This window comes from Amycolatopsis mediterranei (genome assembly GCF_026017845.1).
GTDB lineage: Bacteria > Actinomycetota > Actinomycetes > Mycobacteriales > Pseudonocardiaceae > Amycolatopsis > Amycolatopsis mediterranei.
The window spans coordinates 3,289,515-3,305,455 of record NZ_CP100416.1 but is presented as its reverse complement, the minus strand read 5'-3'; the positions used below and the strand labels follow the sequence as shown (position 1 = coordinate 3,305,455).

The window sequence follows — 15,941 nt, the reverse complement described above, 5'->3', positions numbered from 1 at the left end:
GTGCCTCCTAAGCGGTCGCTCACCCGGAGCGTACCGGAAGAGCGGGCTAGCATCGGCCGCGTGACCTACGTTGCCGCTTCCGGCCGAAACGACTCGATCCCCTACCGGCGCTGCGGGCGGTCCGGGCTCAAGCTGCCCGCGATCTCGCTCGGGCTGTGGCACAACTTCGGCCACGACCGGCCCCTGGAAACCCAGCGCGCGATCACCCGCCGCGCCTTCGACCTGGGCATCACCCACTTCGACCTGGCCAACAACTACGGCCCGCCGTACGGCTCGGCCGAGGAGAACTTCGGCCGGCTGCTGGCCACCGACTTCAAGCCCTACCGCGACGAGCTGGTGATCTCGACCAAGGCCGGCTACGACATGTGGCCCGGGCCGTACGGCGAGTGGGGCTCCCGCAAGTACCTGCTGTCCTCCCTGGACCAGTCGCTCGGCCGGCTGGGCCTGGACTACGTCGACATCTTCTACTCGCACCGCTTCGACCCCGAGACACCCCTGGAGGAGACCGTCGGGGCGCTCGACGCCGCCGTCCGCGCCGGGAAGGCGCTGTACGTCGGGATCTCGTCCTACAGCTCGGAGCGCACCGCCGAGGCCGCGCGGCTCCTGCGGGAACTCGGCACGCCGCTGCTGATCCACCAGCCGTCGTACTCGATGCTCAACCGCTGGATCGAGGAGGACGGCCTCCTCGACACCCTCGAGGAGGCGGGCGCCGGCTGCATCGCGTTCTCGCCGCTCGCCCAGGGCCTGCTGACGAACAAGTACCTGAAGGGCGTCCCGGCGGACTCCCGCGCGGCGCAGGGCAAGTCCCTCGACCCGGACACCCTCGACGACGACCGGCTGGGCCGCGTCCGCGCGCTCAACGACATCGCGGGCCGGCGCGGGCAGTCGCTGGCGCAGCTCGCGCTGGCGTGGGCGCTGCGCGACCACCGCGTGACGTCGGTGCTGATCGGCGCGAGCAGCGTGCAGCAGCTGGAGGACAACGTCGGCGCGCTCGGCAACCTCGAGTTCTCGTCCGAGGAGCTGACCGAGATCGACGGCCACGCGACCGACGCGGACATCAACCTCTGGAAGCGTTCGTCCGACTCCTGAGCTCAGCCGACGGGGGGTGCCCGCGGGGGCGCCCCCCGTTATCCACTTTACCGGTGAGCACCGACAGTTTCGGCGTCGCCGCCTTGGGCCTCCGCCGACAGGTCCTGCCACTGCGCCCAGGTCGCGAGCCGGTCCGCGTAAGCCTGCTGGACCATCGGGTAGAAGCCCTTCCCGAAGAGCACCCGAAGGGGTGGGTTGGCCGCGTCGACGACCTTGAGCAGGGCCCGGGCGGCGGCGACCGGATCCCCGGCCGGCTGCCTGCCCGAGACCTCGGCGAGGCGGCGGCGGAGCCCGTCGTAGACCGGGGTGGTCTCGGCGACGTGGCCGTTGGCCAGGGGGTCCGGGTTCTTGCCGTCGCGGGTGGCGTAGCCGCCCGGCTCGACGATCGTGACCTTGACGCCGAAGTCCGCGACCTCCTTGGCCAGGGTTTCGTTCAGGGCTTCGATCGCCCACCTCGACGCCTGGTACGCGCCGCCGAGCGGCATCGCGATGAGGCCCGCGGCCGACGACAGCTGGATGAAGTGCCCGGCGCCTTGTTCGCGCAGGATGGGCAAGGCGGCCTGGATGACCCACACCGGGCCGAACACGTTGGTCTCCAGCTGGGCGCGCAGTTCGGGCTCGGTCAGCTCCTCGATGGCGCCGATCTGCGCGTAGCCGGCGTTGTTCACGACGACGTCCAGCCGCCCGAAGTGCTCGGCTGCCCGCTTCACGGTCTCGAAGACCGCGGCCTTGTCGGTCACGTCCAGCTCCAAGGGAAGCACCGCGTCGCCGTAGCGGGCGACGAGGTCGTCGAAACTCCCGGTGGACCGCGCGGTGGCGGCGACCCGGTCGCCGCGTCCCAGGGCGGCCTCGACGAAACAACGGCCCAAGCCGCGCGACGAACCCGTGACGAACCAGATCTTGCTCATGGTGTTTCCGTTCTCCGCAGTGACATCCGCAGTGGCATCCGATCGCCCACAGGACACCGGCGGCCGGACGCCCGTGACACCCACGCAGTCGTGACGCCGGTCACTCACAGCCTCAACGTTTGACCAATTTTCGTATTTGGTCATACGATGGCACCATGCCTCCCGCCGAAGATCGCGCCCAACGGGCCGAGCGCATCCTCGACGCCGCCGCCGAACTGCTCCTGCGGGCCGGCTACCGGCGGACGACGATCGAAGACGTCGCCGAGCGGGCCGACGTCGGCAAGGGAACCGTCTACCTGCATTGGAAGAACCGCGAAGAGCTGTTCCTCTCCGTCCTGCTCCGCGAGTCGGTCGAGGTGCTCGAAGATCTCGTGGCGGCCATCGCGGCCGACCCGCTCAGCGTGCGGCTGTCGCGCCTGACGGAGATCCAGTACGCCAACGTGCTGGAGCGTCCGCTGCTCCGGGCCGGGTACGCCGACGACACCGAGACCCTCGGCAAGCTGCTGCCGAAGCTGCACGGCCAACTCGACCCCCGCCACGGGGAAGCCTTCGTCGAGTACCTGGACCTGCTGGCCGCCAACGACCTGCTCCGCACGGACCGGCCGGTCCGCGAGCTCGTCGTCGCCTTCCAGGCCGTGCTGAACGGGTTCCTCGGCGCCTCTCCCCCACCCGAACCGGCCCTGATCGCCGACACGATCGAGCACGCCTTCGAGCCGCTCGCCGTGTCGACGAGGCAGCTGCGCGCCGTGGCACCCCGGGCGCTGGAGCTGTTCACCGAAGCCGTCGCGCTTGACCGCAAACAGCTCGAACGCGCTTACTGAAAACCTTGGAGAACCTGTTGCGCACCGGAATCCTGATCGACGAACTCGGCGTCGGCTTCGACGCCATCACGGCACAAGCCCGCGAAGCGGCGAAGCTCGGCTACGGCACGCTGTGGGTGGCGCAACGCGGCGGCTGGGACGCGCTCACGGCGCTGCCCGCGCTCGCCGCGGCCGCCCCCGGCGTCGAACTGGGCACGTGCGTCGTGCCGACGTACTCGCGGCACCCGATCACCATGGCGGCGCAGGCCCTGACGGTCCAGGCGGCGGCCGGCGCGCCGGTCCACCTCGGCGTCGGGCTGAGCCACAAGTTCATCGTCGAGGGCGAGTTCGGCTACTCCTACGACCGCCCGATCCGCCACCTGCGGGAGTACCTGCAGGCGCTGAACCCGTTGCTGCGCGGCGAAAAGGCGGACGTCCACGGCGAGTCGCTGACGGCCGCGGGCGCGGTGAACGCGCCCGGCGCGGAGCGGCCAGCGGCGCTGGTCGGCTCGGTGAGCCCGCAGTCGATGCGACTGGCCGGCGAGCTGGCCGACGGCGTGATCACGACGTTCGCGGGCCCGCGGGCGACCGCCGAGTACGTGGTGCCGGCGCTGGGGAGCGCGTCCCGAGTGGTTTCCGGCCAGCTGATCTGCGTGACGTCCGAAGTGGACGAAGCACGGAAGCGGATCGAGGAGCTGTACGCCGGGGCGGGGAACGTCCCGGCCTACCGGGCGATCCTCGACCGCGAGGGACACGAGCGGGTTTCCGACAGCGCGATCGTCGGCGACGAGGAAACCGTGCGCCGCCAGGTAAAGTCCCTCGAGGAAGCGGGAGCGACGGAACTGCTGGTCATGCCGGTCGGTTCGGCGGAGGAGCAGGCCCGCACCCGCGAACTGCTGGCCGCGTGAACCGCCTCTGGGTCGACGACCTGCGCCCGGCCCCGGACGGCTGGACGTGGGCGAAGTCGAGCGCTGAGGCGATCGCCCTGCTCGGCGACGGCGACTTCGCGGCGATCTCCCTGGACCACGACCTCGGCGGCGACGACACGACCCGCCCGGTGGTGTTGTGGCTGTGCGAGCACGACCGCTGGCCGGCCGAGGTGCGCGTGCACACCGCCAACCCGGTCGGCCGCGAGTGGCTGACCGGAATGGCGCGGCGGTACGGCCCCGGCGTCCGCTAGCGCGGCGCCGGCAGGTGGGCCGCCTCCGGGAACAGGTTCAGCGCCCGCAGGGCCGCGCCCAGCTCGGCGATGTCCGCCGGGTTCGCCAGGGACCGGCCGAGTTCCTCGGTGATCCGCTTCAGGCGGTGGCGGATCGTGTTGGGGTGGCAGAACATCCGCTCCGACGTCAGCTTCGTCGAACCCTGGCAGTCGAACCACGCGCGCAGCGTCAGCAGCAGCACGTTGCGGTCGTCGCCCGGGAGGTCCAGGAGCGGCTGGAGCACGTGGTGGGCCAGCTGCACCGAGGCCTCCGGGGCACTGGCCACCAGTCCGGCCAGCGGCGACTCGGTGAACTGGACCAGCCCGGGCGTCCCCGGCGTCATGCTCGACAGCGCCACCCGCGCGAGGTGCAGCGCGCGGGCGGTGTTGCCGAGGCCGGTGAACACCGGGCTCATCCCGACCCGGCCCACCGGGTGCTCGCGGACGAGGTCGACGATCGCCGAAGCCGCCGCGGGGTCGCGCAGGGACACCACGCCGACCTGGAGGTCCGGCGTGAGCCGCCACGCCGAGGCGTGCTGGAGCGCGCGCAGCCGGGCCTCGATCTGCGGCAGCGGCTCCTGGCCCAGGCGCGGGGTTTCCGCCGCGACGACGACGAACGTGCCGTCCAGGGACAACTCGAGCACGCGGGCGATGTCCCACAACGTGCCCTCGGTCGCGGCGCCGCCCGCGAACAGCGCCTCCACCAGCGCCGAACGCCGGTTCTGGTGGGCCACCATGACTTCCGCGGTCGTGTCCCGGTAGGACGTCGTGAGGGCCTCGGCGAGGTCGTCGATCAGCGCCCAGATCGCCGTCGTCGCGGCGACCAGCCCGGCCAGGTCCTGCCCGCGGGCGGTCAGCTCGACGAACCGGTGCCAGACCTCGGTGAGCCCGATCCGGTAGGCCCGCAGCAGCTCCGGCAGCGGCGCGCCCTGCAACGCCCGGGCGCGGCCGGTCGCGCGGGCCTGGGACAGGTCCGGCACGTCCGAGCCGCGCAGGGTGCGCATCACGTGCTCGAGGTTGGCCCGCACCGAGTTCCGCAGCTCGGCGTGCGTGACGAACCGGGCGTCGGCGTAGACCGGCATTTCGGCGCGGATCTGCCGCACGGTGCTCTCGACGAGTTCCGGCATCGCCGCCTCGACCTCGGTGGCGAGGACGGCGACGCGCGGGGCGAGCCCGTCGGACAGAAGCGCCGGGTAGTGCATGGTGGCCTCCGGTCCCCGGCCTCCTCGTCGAGGTCCGGGACCGACAGCTAACCCGAACGAGGCCACCACGTTCGGGTGAACTTGCGACACGCACCGCGGATGCGGAGGTTCTTTTGTGGAACCTCCGCATCCGCGTCAGGCCAGCTTGGCGGCCGCGCTCTTGATCGCCTCCCGGATCCGGAAGTAGGTGCCGCAGCGGCACACGTTCTGGATCGCGTCGATGTCGGCGTCCGTCGGGTTCTTCGTCTTCTTCAGCAGCGCCACCGCCGCCATGATCTGGCCGGGCTGGCAGTAACCGCACTGCGCGACGTCCTGCTCCAGCCACGCCTCCTGCACCGGGTGCAGCTCGTCGCCGTCCGCCAGTCCCTCGATCGTGGTGACCTCGCGCCCGGCGCACTCCGACACCGGCGTGACGCAGGGGTTGAACGCCTCGCCGTCGAGGTGGCTGGTGCAGGCCTTGCAGACGTTGATGCCGCAGCCGTACTTCGGCCCGCGGACCTTGAGCTTGTCGCGCAGCGCCCACAGCATCGGCAGGTCGGCGGGCGCGTCGACGGTGACGGTCTTCCCGTTCACCACGAAGGTGTAGTTCGGCATGGGGGCTCTCCTCAGCGCGGGAACGGGTCGAAGTCGACCGGGAAGGTGATCGGGAAGCTGCGGGGTTTGATCCCGGTCGCCCGGGCGTAGGCGTTGGCGATCGCGCCGACCGGGGCGGGCACGCCGAGTTCGCCCGCCCCACCGATGTCGTCGCCGGTGGCCGGCATGACGTGCACCTGGACGTCCATCGGCGAGTTCTTCTGCCGCGCGTAGTGGAACTGCGAGTAGCTGCCCTCCAGCGGCAGGCCCTTGTCGATGTGCAGGCCCGCGGTGAGCGTCGTCGAAATCGCGTCGGTCAGGCCCCCGAGCATCTGCGCCTGGATGCCGCGCGGGTTCACCGGCTTGCCGACGTCGACCGCGATGGTCGCCTTCGTGACGCGCGGGTGCTTCGGGTCCCGCGCGTCCAGCTCGACCAGGCAGGCGGTGTAGGACTTGTACTCGCCGTGCACCGCGATCCCCTGCGCGAACCCGCCGGGCAGCTTCTTGCCCCACTCGCCGAGCTCGGCGACCTTGTCGAGCACCGCCCGCTGGCGGTCGGACTTGATGAACTCGCGCCGGAAGGCCACCGGGTCCTTCCCGAGCTTCGCCGCGATCTCGTCGACCATGATCTCCTCGGCACCGCGGGTGTTCGCCGAGTAGACCGAGCGCCACGCCGAGGTGTGGAACTTCAGCGGCACCTCGTTGAGCAGCTGCGTGGTGACACCGAAGTTGTACGGCGACTTCACGGTCAGCAGGAACACCGTCTGCGCGAAGCTCAGGTTGCCGCCGACGGGCAGCTTCGCCGCGAACGCGGTGAGGATTTCGCCGAGCCCGTGGCTCCAGTCGGTCTCGACGCTCGCGACGCGGTGTTCGAACGTCAGCACCTGCCCCAGCGCGAAGGTGGCGCGGATCCGGTGGTAGCTCGCCGCGCGCCCGCGGCCGTGGCGCATGTCGTCGATCCGGCTCCACATCAGCCGGACGGGCTTCTTCATCGCCTTCGAGATGTGCGCGGCTTCGAGGGCGGCGTCGAAGAACAACCGGCGCCCGAACGACCCGCCGCCCTGCTGGACGTGCACGGTGACCTTGTTCTCCGGCAGCCCGAGCTCTTGGGCGATGGTCTGCTTCGCCACGATCGGCGACTTCAGCCCGGCCCAGATGGTCGCGCTGTCCTCGCGGACGTCGGCGACCGCGGAGTTCGACTCCATCGGCGCGTGGCTGGCGAAGGCGAAGTCGAACTCGCCGTCGACGTACTGCGTCAGCAGCGGCGGCACCACGAACGGCAGCGCGGCGGCCCGCAGCTTCTTCTTGATGGTCTCGTTGTTCTCGCCGTCGACCGTGCCCGGTCCCCAGGTGACGTCGAGGGCGTTCTTGCCGTCGAGGGCCTGCCCGAAGGTCTCGGCCATCACCGCGACGCCGGTCTTCACGACGGCGATGTCGATGATCCCGGGCATGGCGCGGACGGCGGCCTCGTTGTTGACCTTCGTGACCGTGCCGTTGATGGTCGGCGGGCGCCGCACCATCACCGGGTTCGCGCCGGGGACGTCGAGGTCGAGCGTGTAGACCTGCTTCCCGGTGACCATCGCGCGGGCGTCCTGGCGCGCGGTCGGCGTCCCGACGAGCGTGTGCGCCGACTCGGCCTTCGGGGCGATCGCCCCGACGCTCAGGCCCGAGCGGGACGCCGGCCCGGCGAGGACGCCGTAGGCGGCGCTGCGACCGTCGGGCGCCCACACCGCACCGTCGCGTGTGGACAGCCGCGAAGCGTCGGTCCGCCACTGCGCCCCGGCCGCGGCGACCATCCGGGCCCGCGCGGTGGCCGCGGTGGCGCGGACCGGGTCGTAGAGCGAGCGCATCGTGTTGGACCCGCCGGTGAGCTGGTTGAACAGCAGCTCGGTGCGGGCGTCGGACAGCACGACGTCGACGCGGTCGAGCGGCAGGTCCAGCTCTTCGGCGACGAGCATGGCGGTCGCCGTCGTGATCCCCTGGCCGACCTCGGCGCGCGGCAGCTGCAGCCGCGCCCGGCCGCCGGTGGTGATCTCCAGGACGAGCATCCCGGCGGTCGGCGCGCACGAGAGCGTCAGCACGTCGCCGAGGTCGAGGATTTCCGCGGGCTGCGGCAGCGTGGGGACGGCGGCTTCGGCGCCGGCCGGGGCGAGGCCGTCGGCGGTCAGCTTCGTGGCGACGGTGAGCGTGGGCGCGGCGACCAGGTAGGTCAGGAAGCGGCGGCGGCCGACCTGCCCGGGCTCGGCGGCTTCGGCGGCTTCGGTGGTGGGACGGGCCATCGGGGATCCCTTGCTGGGTGGTGGCGGGGTGCGCGCCACGCTAAGGAGCCCTTGGCCGGTCGTCAACGCGGCGTAGTCGAGTTCGCCCATCTCTGTGACGAGATGACAGCGCAGGGGGCCGAATGTGTGCGCCGCCACAGCGCCGGACGGTCCAGCGGGCTGGTTCAGCCGGCCCCGCGGGCGCGCCGGGCCTGGATCAGGTCCTCGCGGGCGCGGGCGACGCGGGAGCGGACGGTGCCGATCGGGCAGCCGCAGACGTCGGCCGCTTCGGCGTAGGACAGCCCGAGCACCTGGGTCAGGACGAGCACCTCGCGCCGGTCCGGTTCCAGGCCGTCGAGCAGCAGGCGCAGTTCGACGAGCTCCTCGAAGCCGGCCGCGGGATCAGGGGTGCGCTGGGCGGCGGCTTCCCAGTCGGTGGCGGCGATCTTGGGCCGCGCGCCGGCGGCCCGGATCTGGTCGACGACGACGCGGCGCGCGATCGACAGCAGCCACGTCCGCGAAGACGAGCGGCCCGCGAAGCGGCGAAGGCTGCCGAAGGCGCGAAGGTAGGTCTCCTGCGTCAGGTCGTCGGCCGCGGCGGTGTCGGTGAGGTGGGCGAGGAAGCGCCAGATGTCAGCCTGGGTGGCGCTGACCCACGCCTCCAGCGCGCGCCGGTCACCGCGGCCGGCGGCGAGAGCCAGCGCCGTGACGCGGTCGTCGTCCTCACGGTGGGTCATGATCGGGGAACATACCGCGGGGGGAACTTCGCCGAGCCGCCGTCCGGCTACTCGACCATGAGGTGCGAGGAATGCCGTGAAGCCCTGTCGGCGCGGTTGGACGGCGAGGCGGAGCCCGCTTCGCCCGATGAGCACCTCGCGTCCTGTGCGAAGTGCCGGGAGTGGTTCGCCGGCGCGGAACGGCTGCGGCGCGCGATGCTGCTGCGCCCCGCGCCGCCGGTGCCGGACCTGACCGCGGCGATCCTCGAACGCACGCCGGCACCCTCCGGCGACGGCTGGGGGCTGCGGATCGCGCTGGCCGTGGTGGCGATCGCCCAGCTCGGGCCGGCGTTCGCGCAGCTGCTCGGGACGGCGCACGACGGCGGCCACCTCGGCCACGAAAGCGGGGCGTGGAACCTGGCGGTGGGCATCGGGCCGCTGACCGCGGCGCTGCGCCCGAAGACGGCGGGCGGCCAGCTGCCGCTGCTGACGGGGTTCGTCGGCGTGCTCGCGGTGTGGTCGGCGGGCGACCTGGCCGCCGGTCAGGTGGCGTTGTCCCGCGTGGCGACGCACGTGCTCGTGGTGCTCGGGCCGGCGTTGCTCTACGCGGTGCACCGGGGTCACCGGGACCGGGGCACGCCGCTCCCGGCGGCCACGGCCGACGACACCGCCGCGACCCCAGGGTCCACTGTGGACGCTCCGACAGCGGGACGGCCGCGGCCGCGGGCCTTCCGGCGCCAGGCCCACAGCCGTCACGTGGCCTGAGTGCCCCGCCGCATAGGCCGTTATACGCCGGTCACTCGACCTGCTTCACCGCCCACTCCGCCCACTCGCGCTGCATGACCGAGAAGCGCTTGCCCCACTCCAGGACGAGCCGGCCGTACAGCGACTGGTTGTCCTCGCCCCAGTCGATCGTGGTTTCCAGCTCCTCAAGCCGCCGCTCGCGCTCCTGCCCCGACTCCCCCATCGCCGCCAGGTAGCCGCGCGCCTGCTCCGGGGCGACCGAGCCGAGGAAGTACACCCGCAACAGGCCGGCACTGCGGGGCGGGCCGCCGGGGTCGGCCTCGATCAGCCAGTGCCGCAGCTCCTCGAGCCCGGCTTCGGTGATCTCGTACTCCTTGCGCCCGCGCGGCCCCTCGGCGAGGACGCGGATCATCCCCGCGGCCTGCAGCTTGCCGAGCTCGCCGTAGAGCTGGCTCTGCGTCGCGGGCCAGACGTCGGCCATCGCCCGCTCGAACCGTTTCAGCAGGTCGTAGCCGCTTCCGGGCTCGTCGGCCAGCATCCCCAGCACCGCGTGTCGAAGGCTCATACCGCCATTCTGACATTCCACTATTGACATGTCCAACCGGCACGTTCTAACTTCGACCTGTCAATGTTGGAATGTCGGGGAGGGGCCGTCGTGAACTACCTGAAAAGCCTGCTGCCGTGGATCGCGTTCGCCGTGGTCGCGACGCAGTTCGACTGGCGCTGGTCGGGACTGACCGGCCTGGTGATCTCCGCCGCGCTGCTCCTGCTCGCGCGCCGCGACGGCCGCAAGGCGGACACGCTGATCATCGAATGGAGCGGGTTCGCCTTCTTCACCCTGCTCACCGCGGTCGCGTTCAGCTTCCCCGGGTCGCCGCTGAAGACCTACACCGGCGCACTCACCGACGCGTGGCTGGCGCTCACCGCCTGGGGCTCGCTCGCCATCGGACGGCCGTTCACCCTCGGCATCGCCCGCACGTCGACCCCGGAGGCGCTCTGGGACAACCCGCTCTTCAAGCGGGTCAACGTGCTCATCACGCTGGTCTGGGCGGCGAGCTTCACCGTCGGCGGGATCGCGGGCATCGCCCTGCTGAACTTCGCGCCGCACGCCACCTTCGCGCTGATCGCGCTCAAGGTTCTCTGCTTCGCCGTCCCCGTCGCCTTCACCATCCGCTACCCGCGCATCATGCGCGCCCGCGCTCAGGAAGCCGCATGACCACCTCCGAGTTCCACCTCACCGGCGCCTACGCACCCGTCCACGACGAGCTGACCGCGTTCGACCTCCCGGTGACCGGCGCCCTGCCGCCCGAGCTGACCGGCTGGTACCTGCGCAACGGCCCGAACCCGCGCGAGGACAGCAAGCACTGGTTCACCGGCGACGGCATGGTCCACGGCGTCCGCCTCGAGCGCGGCCGCGCCGCCTGGTACCGCAACCGCTGGGTGCGGACCGAGAGTTTCGCCGACCCGGACTTGAAGCTGTACAACGAAGACGGCACGCGGAACCTGCGCAGCAGCGTCGCGAACACGCACGTCGTGAACCACGCCGGCCGCACCCTCGCGCTCGTCGAGTCGTCACTGCCGTACGAGATCACGACCGACCTGGAAACCGTGGGCGTGTACGACTTCGGCGGCGAACTGGCCGACGCGATGACCGCGCACCCGAAGATCTGCCCGGTGACCGGGGAGCTGCACTTCTTCGGCTACGGCAGCATCACCGCACCGCACGTGGGCTACTACCGCGCCGACGCGGCCGGGAAGCTCGTCGTCAAGCAGCCGATCGACGTGCCCGGGCTGACGATGATGCACGACTTCGCTCTCACCGGGACGCACGTCGTGTTCTACGACCTGCCGGTGGTGTTCGACCGGGCGTCGGTCGGCCGGGGCATGCCCTACCGCTGGGACACCGGCTACGGCGCCCGGCTCGGCGTGCTGCGCCGCGACCGGCCCGAAGCCGGCGTCCGCCGGCTGGAGATCGAGCCCTGTTACGTCTTCCACACGCTCAACGCGTTCGACACCCCGGACGGCCGGATCGTCGTGCACGTCATGCGCTACGACCACCAGTGGTGGGCCGGCCACGAGGACCCGCCGGCGTCGCTGTGGCGCTGGACGATCGACCTCGCGGCCGGCACGGTGACCGAGGACCGGCTCGACGACCGGCCGGGCGAGTTCCCCCGCATCGACGACCGGCTCACCGGGGCCGACGCGCGCTTCGGGCACGTCACCGGCCACGACGTCCTGCGCCGCTACGACCTGCACACGAGCACGGCCACCGAGCACGTCTTCGCGCCCGGCCGCGTGCCCGGCGAGGCGGTGTTCGTCCCCGCCGAGCAGGGCGAAGGCCGGCTGCTCGGCTACGTCCACGAGGCGGCGGAGGACCGCAGCGACCTCGTCGTGCTCGACGCCGGGGACCTCGCCGCGCCGCCGGTGGCGACGGTCCACCTCCCGCAGCGGGTGCCCGCGGGCTTCCACGGGAACTGGCTGCCGGACGCGTGAGTGCCTCAGGCGAACTTGGTCTTCGGGCGCTCCTGCCGGACGTCGTCGACGTAGACGTCCACCTTCTCGTCGAGGAACGCGACCAGCCCGGCGACGCGGGTGCTCTCGGGCAGCGGGGTCGGGTAGCTCCACGCGAGGTCCTCGTGCCCGGTGACGTCGAAGTGCTCGGCGGCGCCCTTGTACGGGCAGTGCGTCACGACGTCGATCTTCTCCAGCAGGTCCATCCGGACGTCGACGCGGGGCAGGTAGTAGCGGGTCGGCAGGCCGGTCTCGAACAGCAGGTGCGGCCGCACGGTGTCGGCGACGGTGACGCCGTCGACCTCGATCCGGACGTGCCGGGAGCTCGGCAGGATGTCGACGCGGACGCCGGGGTCGCGCGGGTGCGTGAAGATCTGTTCGTCCTCTTCGAACCAGTCGAACGCGCCGAACTCGAACCGGACGTGGCCGCGAAGCTCTTCGATCGGCGAATCCGGGTACTCCAGCGCGCCGTCCACCGCCTCGGCTCCGGCACCCTTTATCGTCGACAGAACAGCTTCTCCGCGGCTCGGCGAGTGCGACGTCCGGCCGGAGGGGGTGAGAACACCGCTCACGACGTCCGCGCGCGGGATGTAGTACGTGGGGTAGTACGGAACTTCCCACACCAGGAGGGGGTGCACCGTGTCCGCGACGACCTGCCCGCCGAGGAACGCCCGTACCCGCTTCGCGCCTTGTGCCACGCGGACCCGGCCGCGTCCCGGAGTGCTCATAGTCGGGTCAACCGGCCCGGATGTGCGCCTATTCCGGCGGGATCCGGGGCGGGACGGCTAGCGTGGCAGGCAGCACGAGGACGACAGGAGGCGGGCACGGGTGGCCGGCGTAGAAATCCCCACGGTCGGTACCCCCGCCGGGATGCGCAAGATCAACCAGCGGGCGGTGCTGGACCTGCTGCGCCGCGGCGGGCCGGCGACCCGGCCACAGGTGGCGAAGGACACCGGGCTGTCGAAGCCGACGGTCAGCCAGGCGCTGCTGGCGCTGGAGGCGGCCGGGCTGGCCCGGCCGACCGGGCAGACCTCCACCGGCACCGGGCGCTCGGCCGTGCTGTACGAAGCCGACCCCACCGCGGGGTACGTGCTGGGGGTCGACATCGGCCGCGAGCACCTGCGGGTCGCGGTGTCGGACCTCGGCCGGACGCTGGTGGCGCGCCGCGACGAGCGCAACACCGCGCGGTCCGGCGCGGCGCTGGTGACGGCGGTCGGGAAGATCGCGGCCGCGGCGGTCGCGGAGGCCGGGCTGTCGGCGGGCGACATCGTTGTCCGCGTGGTCGGCTCCCCCGGCGTCGCCGATCCGGAGAAGCGGTGCTTCCGGCACGCGCCGAACCTGCCGGGCTGGGGCCGCGCGGGGCTGATCGACGACCTCGAAGCGGCGCTGGGCCCCGACCTGATGGTGGAGAACGACGCGAACCTCACCGCGGTCGGCGAGTGGGAGAGCGGGGCCGCGCGCGGGGCGTCGGTGTTCGGCTGCATCACGATCGGCACCGGCGTCGGCATGGGCCTGATGGTCGACGGCCGGGTGTTCCGCGGCGCGACCGGCGCGGCGGGCGAGATCGGCTACCTCCCGTACGGCCGCACCCGCGCGGCCGACGAGCCCGGCAGCCCGCCCGCGCGCGGCCACCTCGAAGAGGCGACGGCGGCGCAGTCGGTCGTCCAAGGCGCCCGCGAACTCGGCCTGGGCACGGCGAAATCGGCCCGCGAGGTGTTCCGCCTGGCCCGCGAAGGCGACGAACTCGCCCGGCGCGCGGTGGAGACGGAGGCCGACCGGCTGGCCTACACGGTGGCCTCGGTGGCGGCGGTGATCGACCCGGAGCTGATCGTCCTGGGCGGCGGCATGGGCACGGCGGCTGACCTGCTGCTGGAGCCGATCGACCGCGCCCTGCGCGCGTTCACGCCGCTGGTGCCGAAGGTGGTCCAGGGCGAACTGGGCGAGGACGCGGTGCTGACCGGCGCGATCAGCGTGGGCCTGCGGGCGGCCGAGGGCCTGGTGTTCGACCGCCGGGTGGGTGCCGCCTAAGCCGCCCGCCAGGCTTCACCGCCGGCCGATAGCCGCCAGGGTGTCAAGCGCAGCACCGTGATCTTCGGGTCGCGGTGGTCTTCGCCGCCGAGGATCTTCGGGTCGAAGCCCAGGGGCCCGGGCGTCGACGCGAACAGGTCCCACAGCTCCTTGCGCGTCTCCTCGTCGTCTTCGAACTCCGCCCGGCACTCCGCCACCGCCACCTCGTGCTGCGGATCCCAGTAGGAGCACGACACGTAGGGCGACGCCGCCAGGTGGGCCAGCTTCAACGGCGTCGGCCGGGTGAACAGCCGGCCCGTGAGGCCGTCCGGGGTGCGCTCCCAGATCGGGTGGACCACGCGGGAGCGCGGACGGCCGCGGCGGTCGACGGTCACCAGCGTGCACCAGACGATCCGGTGCGCGACGCGGACGAACGCTTCGGCCAGCTCCGCCGGTACTCTGCTAGATTCCACAACCATGGTTGTGCATCTTAGCACCCTCGACCTTTCGCTGACGGCCCTCTTCGCGGGCTGGGCCATGACCGACGAGGTCCAGCGGCGGCTCGCCGAGCGGGGCTTCGGCGACCTGCGCTTCAACGACGGCGTCGTGATCCAGCACGTCCTGGCCGCACCGCTGTCCATCACCGCGCTCGCCGAGCGGATGGGCGTGACCCAGCAGGCGGCGTCGAAGGCGGTCGCGGACCTCGAACGCCGGGGGCTGGTCCGCCGCGAACCCGGCCCCGCCGACGCGCGCACCAAGCTCCTGCACCTGACCGGGCACGCGCTGGCCGCCGTCGAGGCGACGCGGGTGCTGCGGAGGGAGCTTCAGGAAGAACTGGTCGCGGAGTACGGCGCCGAGCGCGTCGACGACGCACGGGACCTGCTGGCGGCGGTCATCGGCCGTTACGGTGGCGACGACGCGATCCGCGCCCGCCGCGTCCGCCCGCCGCGCTGATTACCTCCGACGTAATCGACCGCGAAGCCCCGGAAGCCGACCATGGGCGCATGAACGAGAATCGCAAGATCGTCCTCGACTGCCTCGAGAACCTGTTCGTGCACAAGGACTTCGACGCGGCGAAAGCCGCGCTGCACCCCGATTTCGTCACCCACAGCCCCGGCCTGCCCTCCGGCCGGGAGGCGTTCACCGACGCCGTGAAGAACTCGCCACTGGCCGGCGCGACCGCGGAGATCAAGCACGTCGCCGCGGAGAACGACTTCGTCATGGTGCACCTGCACGTGGCGGGCACGGCCATCGTCGACGTCCTGCGCGTCGAGGACGGACTGCTGGTCGAGCACTGGGACGTCAAGCAACCCCTCAGCGCGTGACGACGCAGGTCCCCGACGCCGTGGCCAGCAGCTTGCCCTCGGCGTCGCGGATCTCCCCTTCGGCGAACGCGATCCGCGACCCCTCCTTCACGACACGGCCGGTCGCGCGGATTTCGCCGCGGCCGGCGTGGATGGCGCGCAGGTAGCTCACCTTCAGCTCCACCGACGAGTAGCCGACGCCGGCCGGCAGCGTCGTGTGCACCGCGCAGCCGACCACCGAGTCCAGCATCGTGGCCGCGACGCCGCCGTGGACCATCCCGATCGGGTTGTACAGCGACTCGTCCGGCTCGGCGACCGCAACGACCTCGCCGTGGCCGATGTGCTCCCAGCGCAGCCCGAAGTGCGCGGCGATCGGCGGGCCGGGGACGCGCCCTTCGGCGACGGCGGTCAGGTAGTCGAACCCGGACATGGTGGCACCGAGCCGGGCCGTCTCCAGCGGGTCCTGCCACGTGATGGTCTTCGAACGGACCTGTGCTGCGACGTCGGTCATCCCGGCTCCTCGATTATGACAACTGTCTTAACGCCAGCGTCGCCTCCCAGGATGCCCGGCGTCAAGCGCGGCGTGACCCGGACCACCGGTGGTCCGCCCGCACCCCGGGTGGAATCATCC

The 15,941-nt window shown here is 71.9% G+C and carries 19 protein-coding genes; 10 read left to right on the top strand and 9 right to left on the bottom strand.

Annotated elements, in window-relative coordinates; translation table 11 throughout:
- Window positions 1-60 precede the first annotated feature (60 nt).
- Window positions 61-1,089, top strand: coding sequence for an L-glyceraldehyde 3-phosphate reductase (mgrA, locus tag ISP_RS15760; protein WP_013224864.1), 1,029 nt, complete (start codon window positions 61-63; stop codon window positions 1,087-1,089).
- Window positions 1,090-1,136: 47 nt separating this feature from the next.
- On the opposite strand, the gene ISP_RS15755 is transcribed toward mgrA, so the two are convergent.
- Entirely contained in the window at window positions 1,137-1,997 is an 861-nt protein-coding gene (locus ISP_RS15755) for an SDR family NAD(P)-dependent oxidoreductase (RefSeq protein WP_013224863.1), read from the bottom strand.
- Between the two features lie 155 nt (window positions 1,998-2,152).
- On the opposite strand from ISP_RS15755, the gene ISP_RS15750 reads away from it, so the two are divergent.
- The 3 genes from ISP_RS15750 to ISP_RS15740 are packed head-to-tail and all read left to right on the top strand — an operon-like array spanning window position 2,153 to window position 3,977.
- Window positions 2,153-2,818, top strand: coding sequence for a TetR/AcrR family transcriptional regulator (locus tag ISP_RS15750; RefSeq protein ID WP_013224862.1), 666 nt, complete (start codon window positions 2,153-2,155; stop codon window positions 2,816-2,818).
- A 17-nt stretch (window positions 2,819-2,835) separates the two neighbouring features.
- Complete coding sequence (locus ISP_RS15745; protein WP_014466906.1) at window positions 2,836-3,705, top strand: TIGR03564 family F420-dependent LLM class oxidoreductase; 870 nt, start codon at window positions 2,836-2,838, stop codon at window positions 3,703-3,705.
- A complete protein-coding gene (locus tag ISP_RS15740) occupies window positions 3,702-3,977 on the top strand; it encodes a cyclic-phosphate processing receiver domain-containing protein (RefSeq protein WP_013224860.1) in 276 nt (91 codons plus the stop codon). The genes ISP_RS15745 and ISP_RS15740 overlap by 4 nt, the downstream gene beginning before the upstream one ends.
- On the opposite strand, the gene ISP_RS15735 is transcribed toward ISP_RS15740, so the two are convergent.
- The 4 genes from ISP_RS15735 to ISP_RS15720 form a co-directional block, all read right to left on the bottom strand.
- Window positions 3,974-5,197, bottom strand: a complete 1,224-nt coding sequence (locus tag ISP_RS15735; protein WP_013224859.1) for a PucR family transcriptional regulator — start codon at window positions 5,195-5,197, stop codon at window positions 3,974-3,976. The genes ISP_RS15740 and ISP_RS15735 overlap by 4 nt on opposite strands.
- Window positions 5,198-5,332: 135 nt before the next feature.
- On the bottom strand, window positions 5,333-5,791 hold the full coding sequence (locus ISP_RS15730) for a (2Fe-2S)-binding protein (protein ID WP_013224858.1): 459 nt from the start codon (window positions 5,789-5,791) through the stop codon (window positions 5,333-5,335).
- Window positions 5,792-5,802: 11 nt separating this feature from the next.
- On the bottom strand, window positions 5,803-8,049 hold the full coding sequence (locus ISP_RS15725) for a xanthine dehydrogenase family protein molybdopterin-binding subunit (RefSeq protein WP_013224857.1): 2,247 nt from the start codon (window positions 8,047-8,049) through the stop codon (window positions 5,803-5,805).
- A 164-nt stretch (window positions 8,050-8,213) separates the two neighbouring features.
- Window positions 8,214-8,765, bottom strand: a complete 552-nt coding sequence (locus ISP_RS15720) for a sigma-70 family RNA polymerase sigma factor (RefSeq protein ID WP_013224856.1) — start codon at window positions 8,763-8,765, stop codon at window positions 8,214-8,216.
- A gap of 57 nt (window positions 8,766-8,822) precedes the next feature.
- Between ISP_RS15720 and ISP_RS15715 the strand changes: the two genes are divergently transcribed.
- The gene (locus tag ISP_RS15715; protein ID WP_034284363.1) at window positions 8,823-9,509 is read left to right on the top strand and encodes a zf-HC2 domain-containing protein; all 687 of its coding nucleotides are present in this window, start codon (window positions 8,823-8,825) and stop codon (window positions 9,507-9,509) included.
- A gap of 31 nt (window positions 9,510-9,540) precedes the next feature.
- On the opposite strand, the gene ISP_RS15710 is transcribed toward ISP_RS15715, so the two are convergent.
- The gene (locus ISP_RS15710) at window positions 9,541-10,053 is read right to left on the bottom strand and encodes a PadR family transcriptional regulator (protein ID WP_013224854.1); all 513 of its coding nucleotides are present in this window, start codon (window positions 10,051-10,053) and stop codon (window positions 9,541-9,543) included.
- A 90-nt stretch (window positions 10,054-10,143) separates the two neighbouring features.
- Between ISP_RS15710 and ISP_RS15705 the strand changes: the two genes are divergently transcribed.
- On the top strand, window positions 10,144-10,704 hold the full coding sequence (locus tag ISP_RS15705) for a DUF3159 domain-containing protein (RefSeq protein ID WP_013224853.1): 561 nt from the start codon (window positions 10,144-10,146) through the stop codon (window positions 10,702-10,704).
- Entirely contained in the window at window positions 10,701-11,981 is a 1,281-nt protein-coding gene (locus ISP_RS15700; protein WP_013224852.1) for a carotenoid oxygenase family protein, read from the top strand. The genes ISP_RS15705 and ISP_RS15700 overlap by 4 nt, the downstream gene beginning before the upstream one ends.
- Before the next feature lie 5 nt (window positions 11,982-11,986).
- On the opposite strand, the gene ISP_RS15695 is transcribed toward ISP_RS15700, so the two are convergent.
- Window positions 11,987-12,727 carry a DUF427 domain-containing protein gene (locus ISP_RS15695; RefSeq protein WP_049878120.1) on the bottom strand — a complete coding sequence of 247 codons (741 nt, stop codon included), beginning with the start codon at window positions 12,725-12,727 and terminating at the stop codon, window positions 11,987-11,989.
- Between the two features lie 100 nt (window positions 12,728-12,827).
- Between ISP_RS15695 and ISP_RS15690 the strand changes: the two genes are divergently transcribed.
- Window positions 12,828-14,027 (top strand): ROK family transcriptional regulator, encoded by a 1,200-nt coding sequence (locus tag ISP_RS15690; RefSeq protein ID WP_013224850.1) that lies wholly within the window; start codon window positions 12,828-12,830, stop codon window positions 14,025-14,027.
- On the opposite strand, the gene ISP_RS15685 is transcribed toward ISP_RS15690, so the two are convergent.
- Complete coding sequence (locus ISP_RS15685) at window positions 14,024-14,485, bottom strand: pyridoxamine 5'-phosphate oxidase family protein (RefSeq protein ID WP_013224849.1); 462 nt, start codon at window positions 14,483-14,485, stop codon at window positions 14,024-14,026. The two genes, ISP_RS15690 and ISP_RS15685, sit on opposite strands and share 4 nt — an antisense overlap.
- Between ISP_RS15685 and ISP_RS15680 the strand changes: the two genes are divergently transcribed.
- Window positions 14,484-14,960: a MarR family winged helix-turn-helix transcriptional regulator gene (locus ISP_RS15680; RefSeq protein WP_013224848.1), complete on the top strand. Its 477-nt coding sequence runs from the start codon at window positions 14,484-14,486 to the stop codon at window positions 14,958-14,960. The two genes, ISP_RS15685 and ISP_RS15680, sit on opposite strands and share 2 nt — an antisense overlap.
- A 50-nt stretch (window positions 14,961-15,010) precedes the next feature.
- A complete protein-coding gene (locus ISP_RS15675) occupies window positions 15,011-15,331 on the top strand; it encodes a nuclear transport factor 2 family protein (RefSeq protein WP_013224847.1) in 321 nt (106 codons plus the stop codon).
- Here the strand turns inward: ISP_RS15675 and ISP_RS15670 are convergent.
- Window positions 15,321-15,821 (bottom strand): PaaI family thioesterase, encoded by a 501-nt coding sequence (locus tag ISP_RS15670; RefSeq protein ID WP_013224846.1) that lies wholly within the window; start codon window positions 15,819-15,821, stop codon window positions 15,321-15,323. The genes ISP_RS15675 and ISP_RS15670 overlap by 11 nt on opposite strands.
- Window positions 15,822-15,941 lie beyond the last annotated feature (120 nt).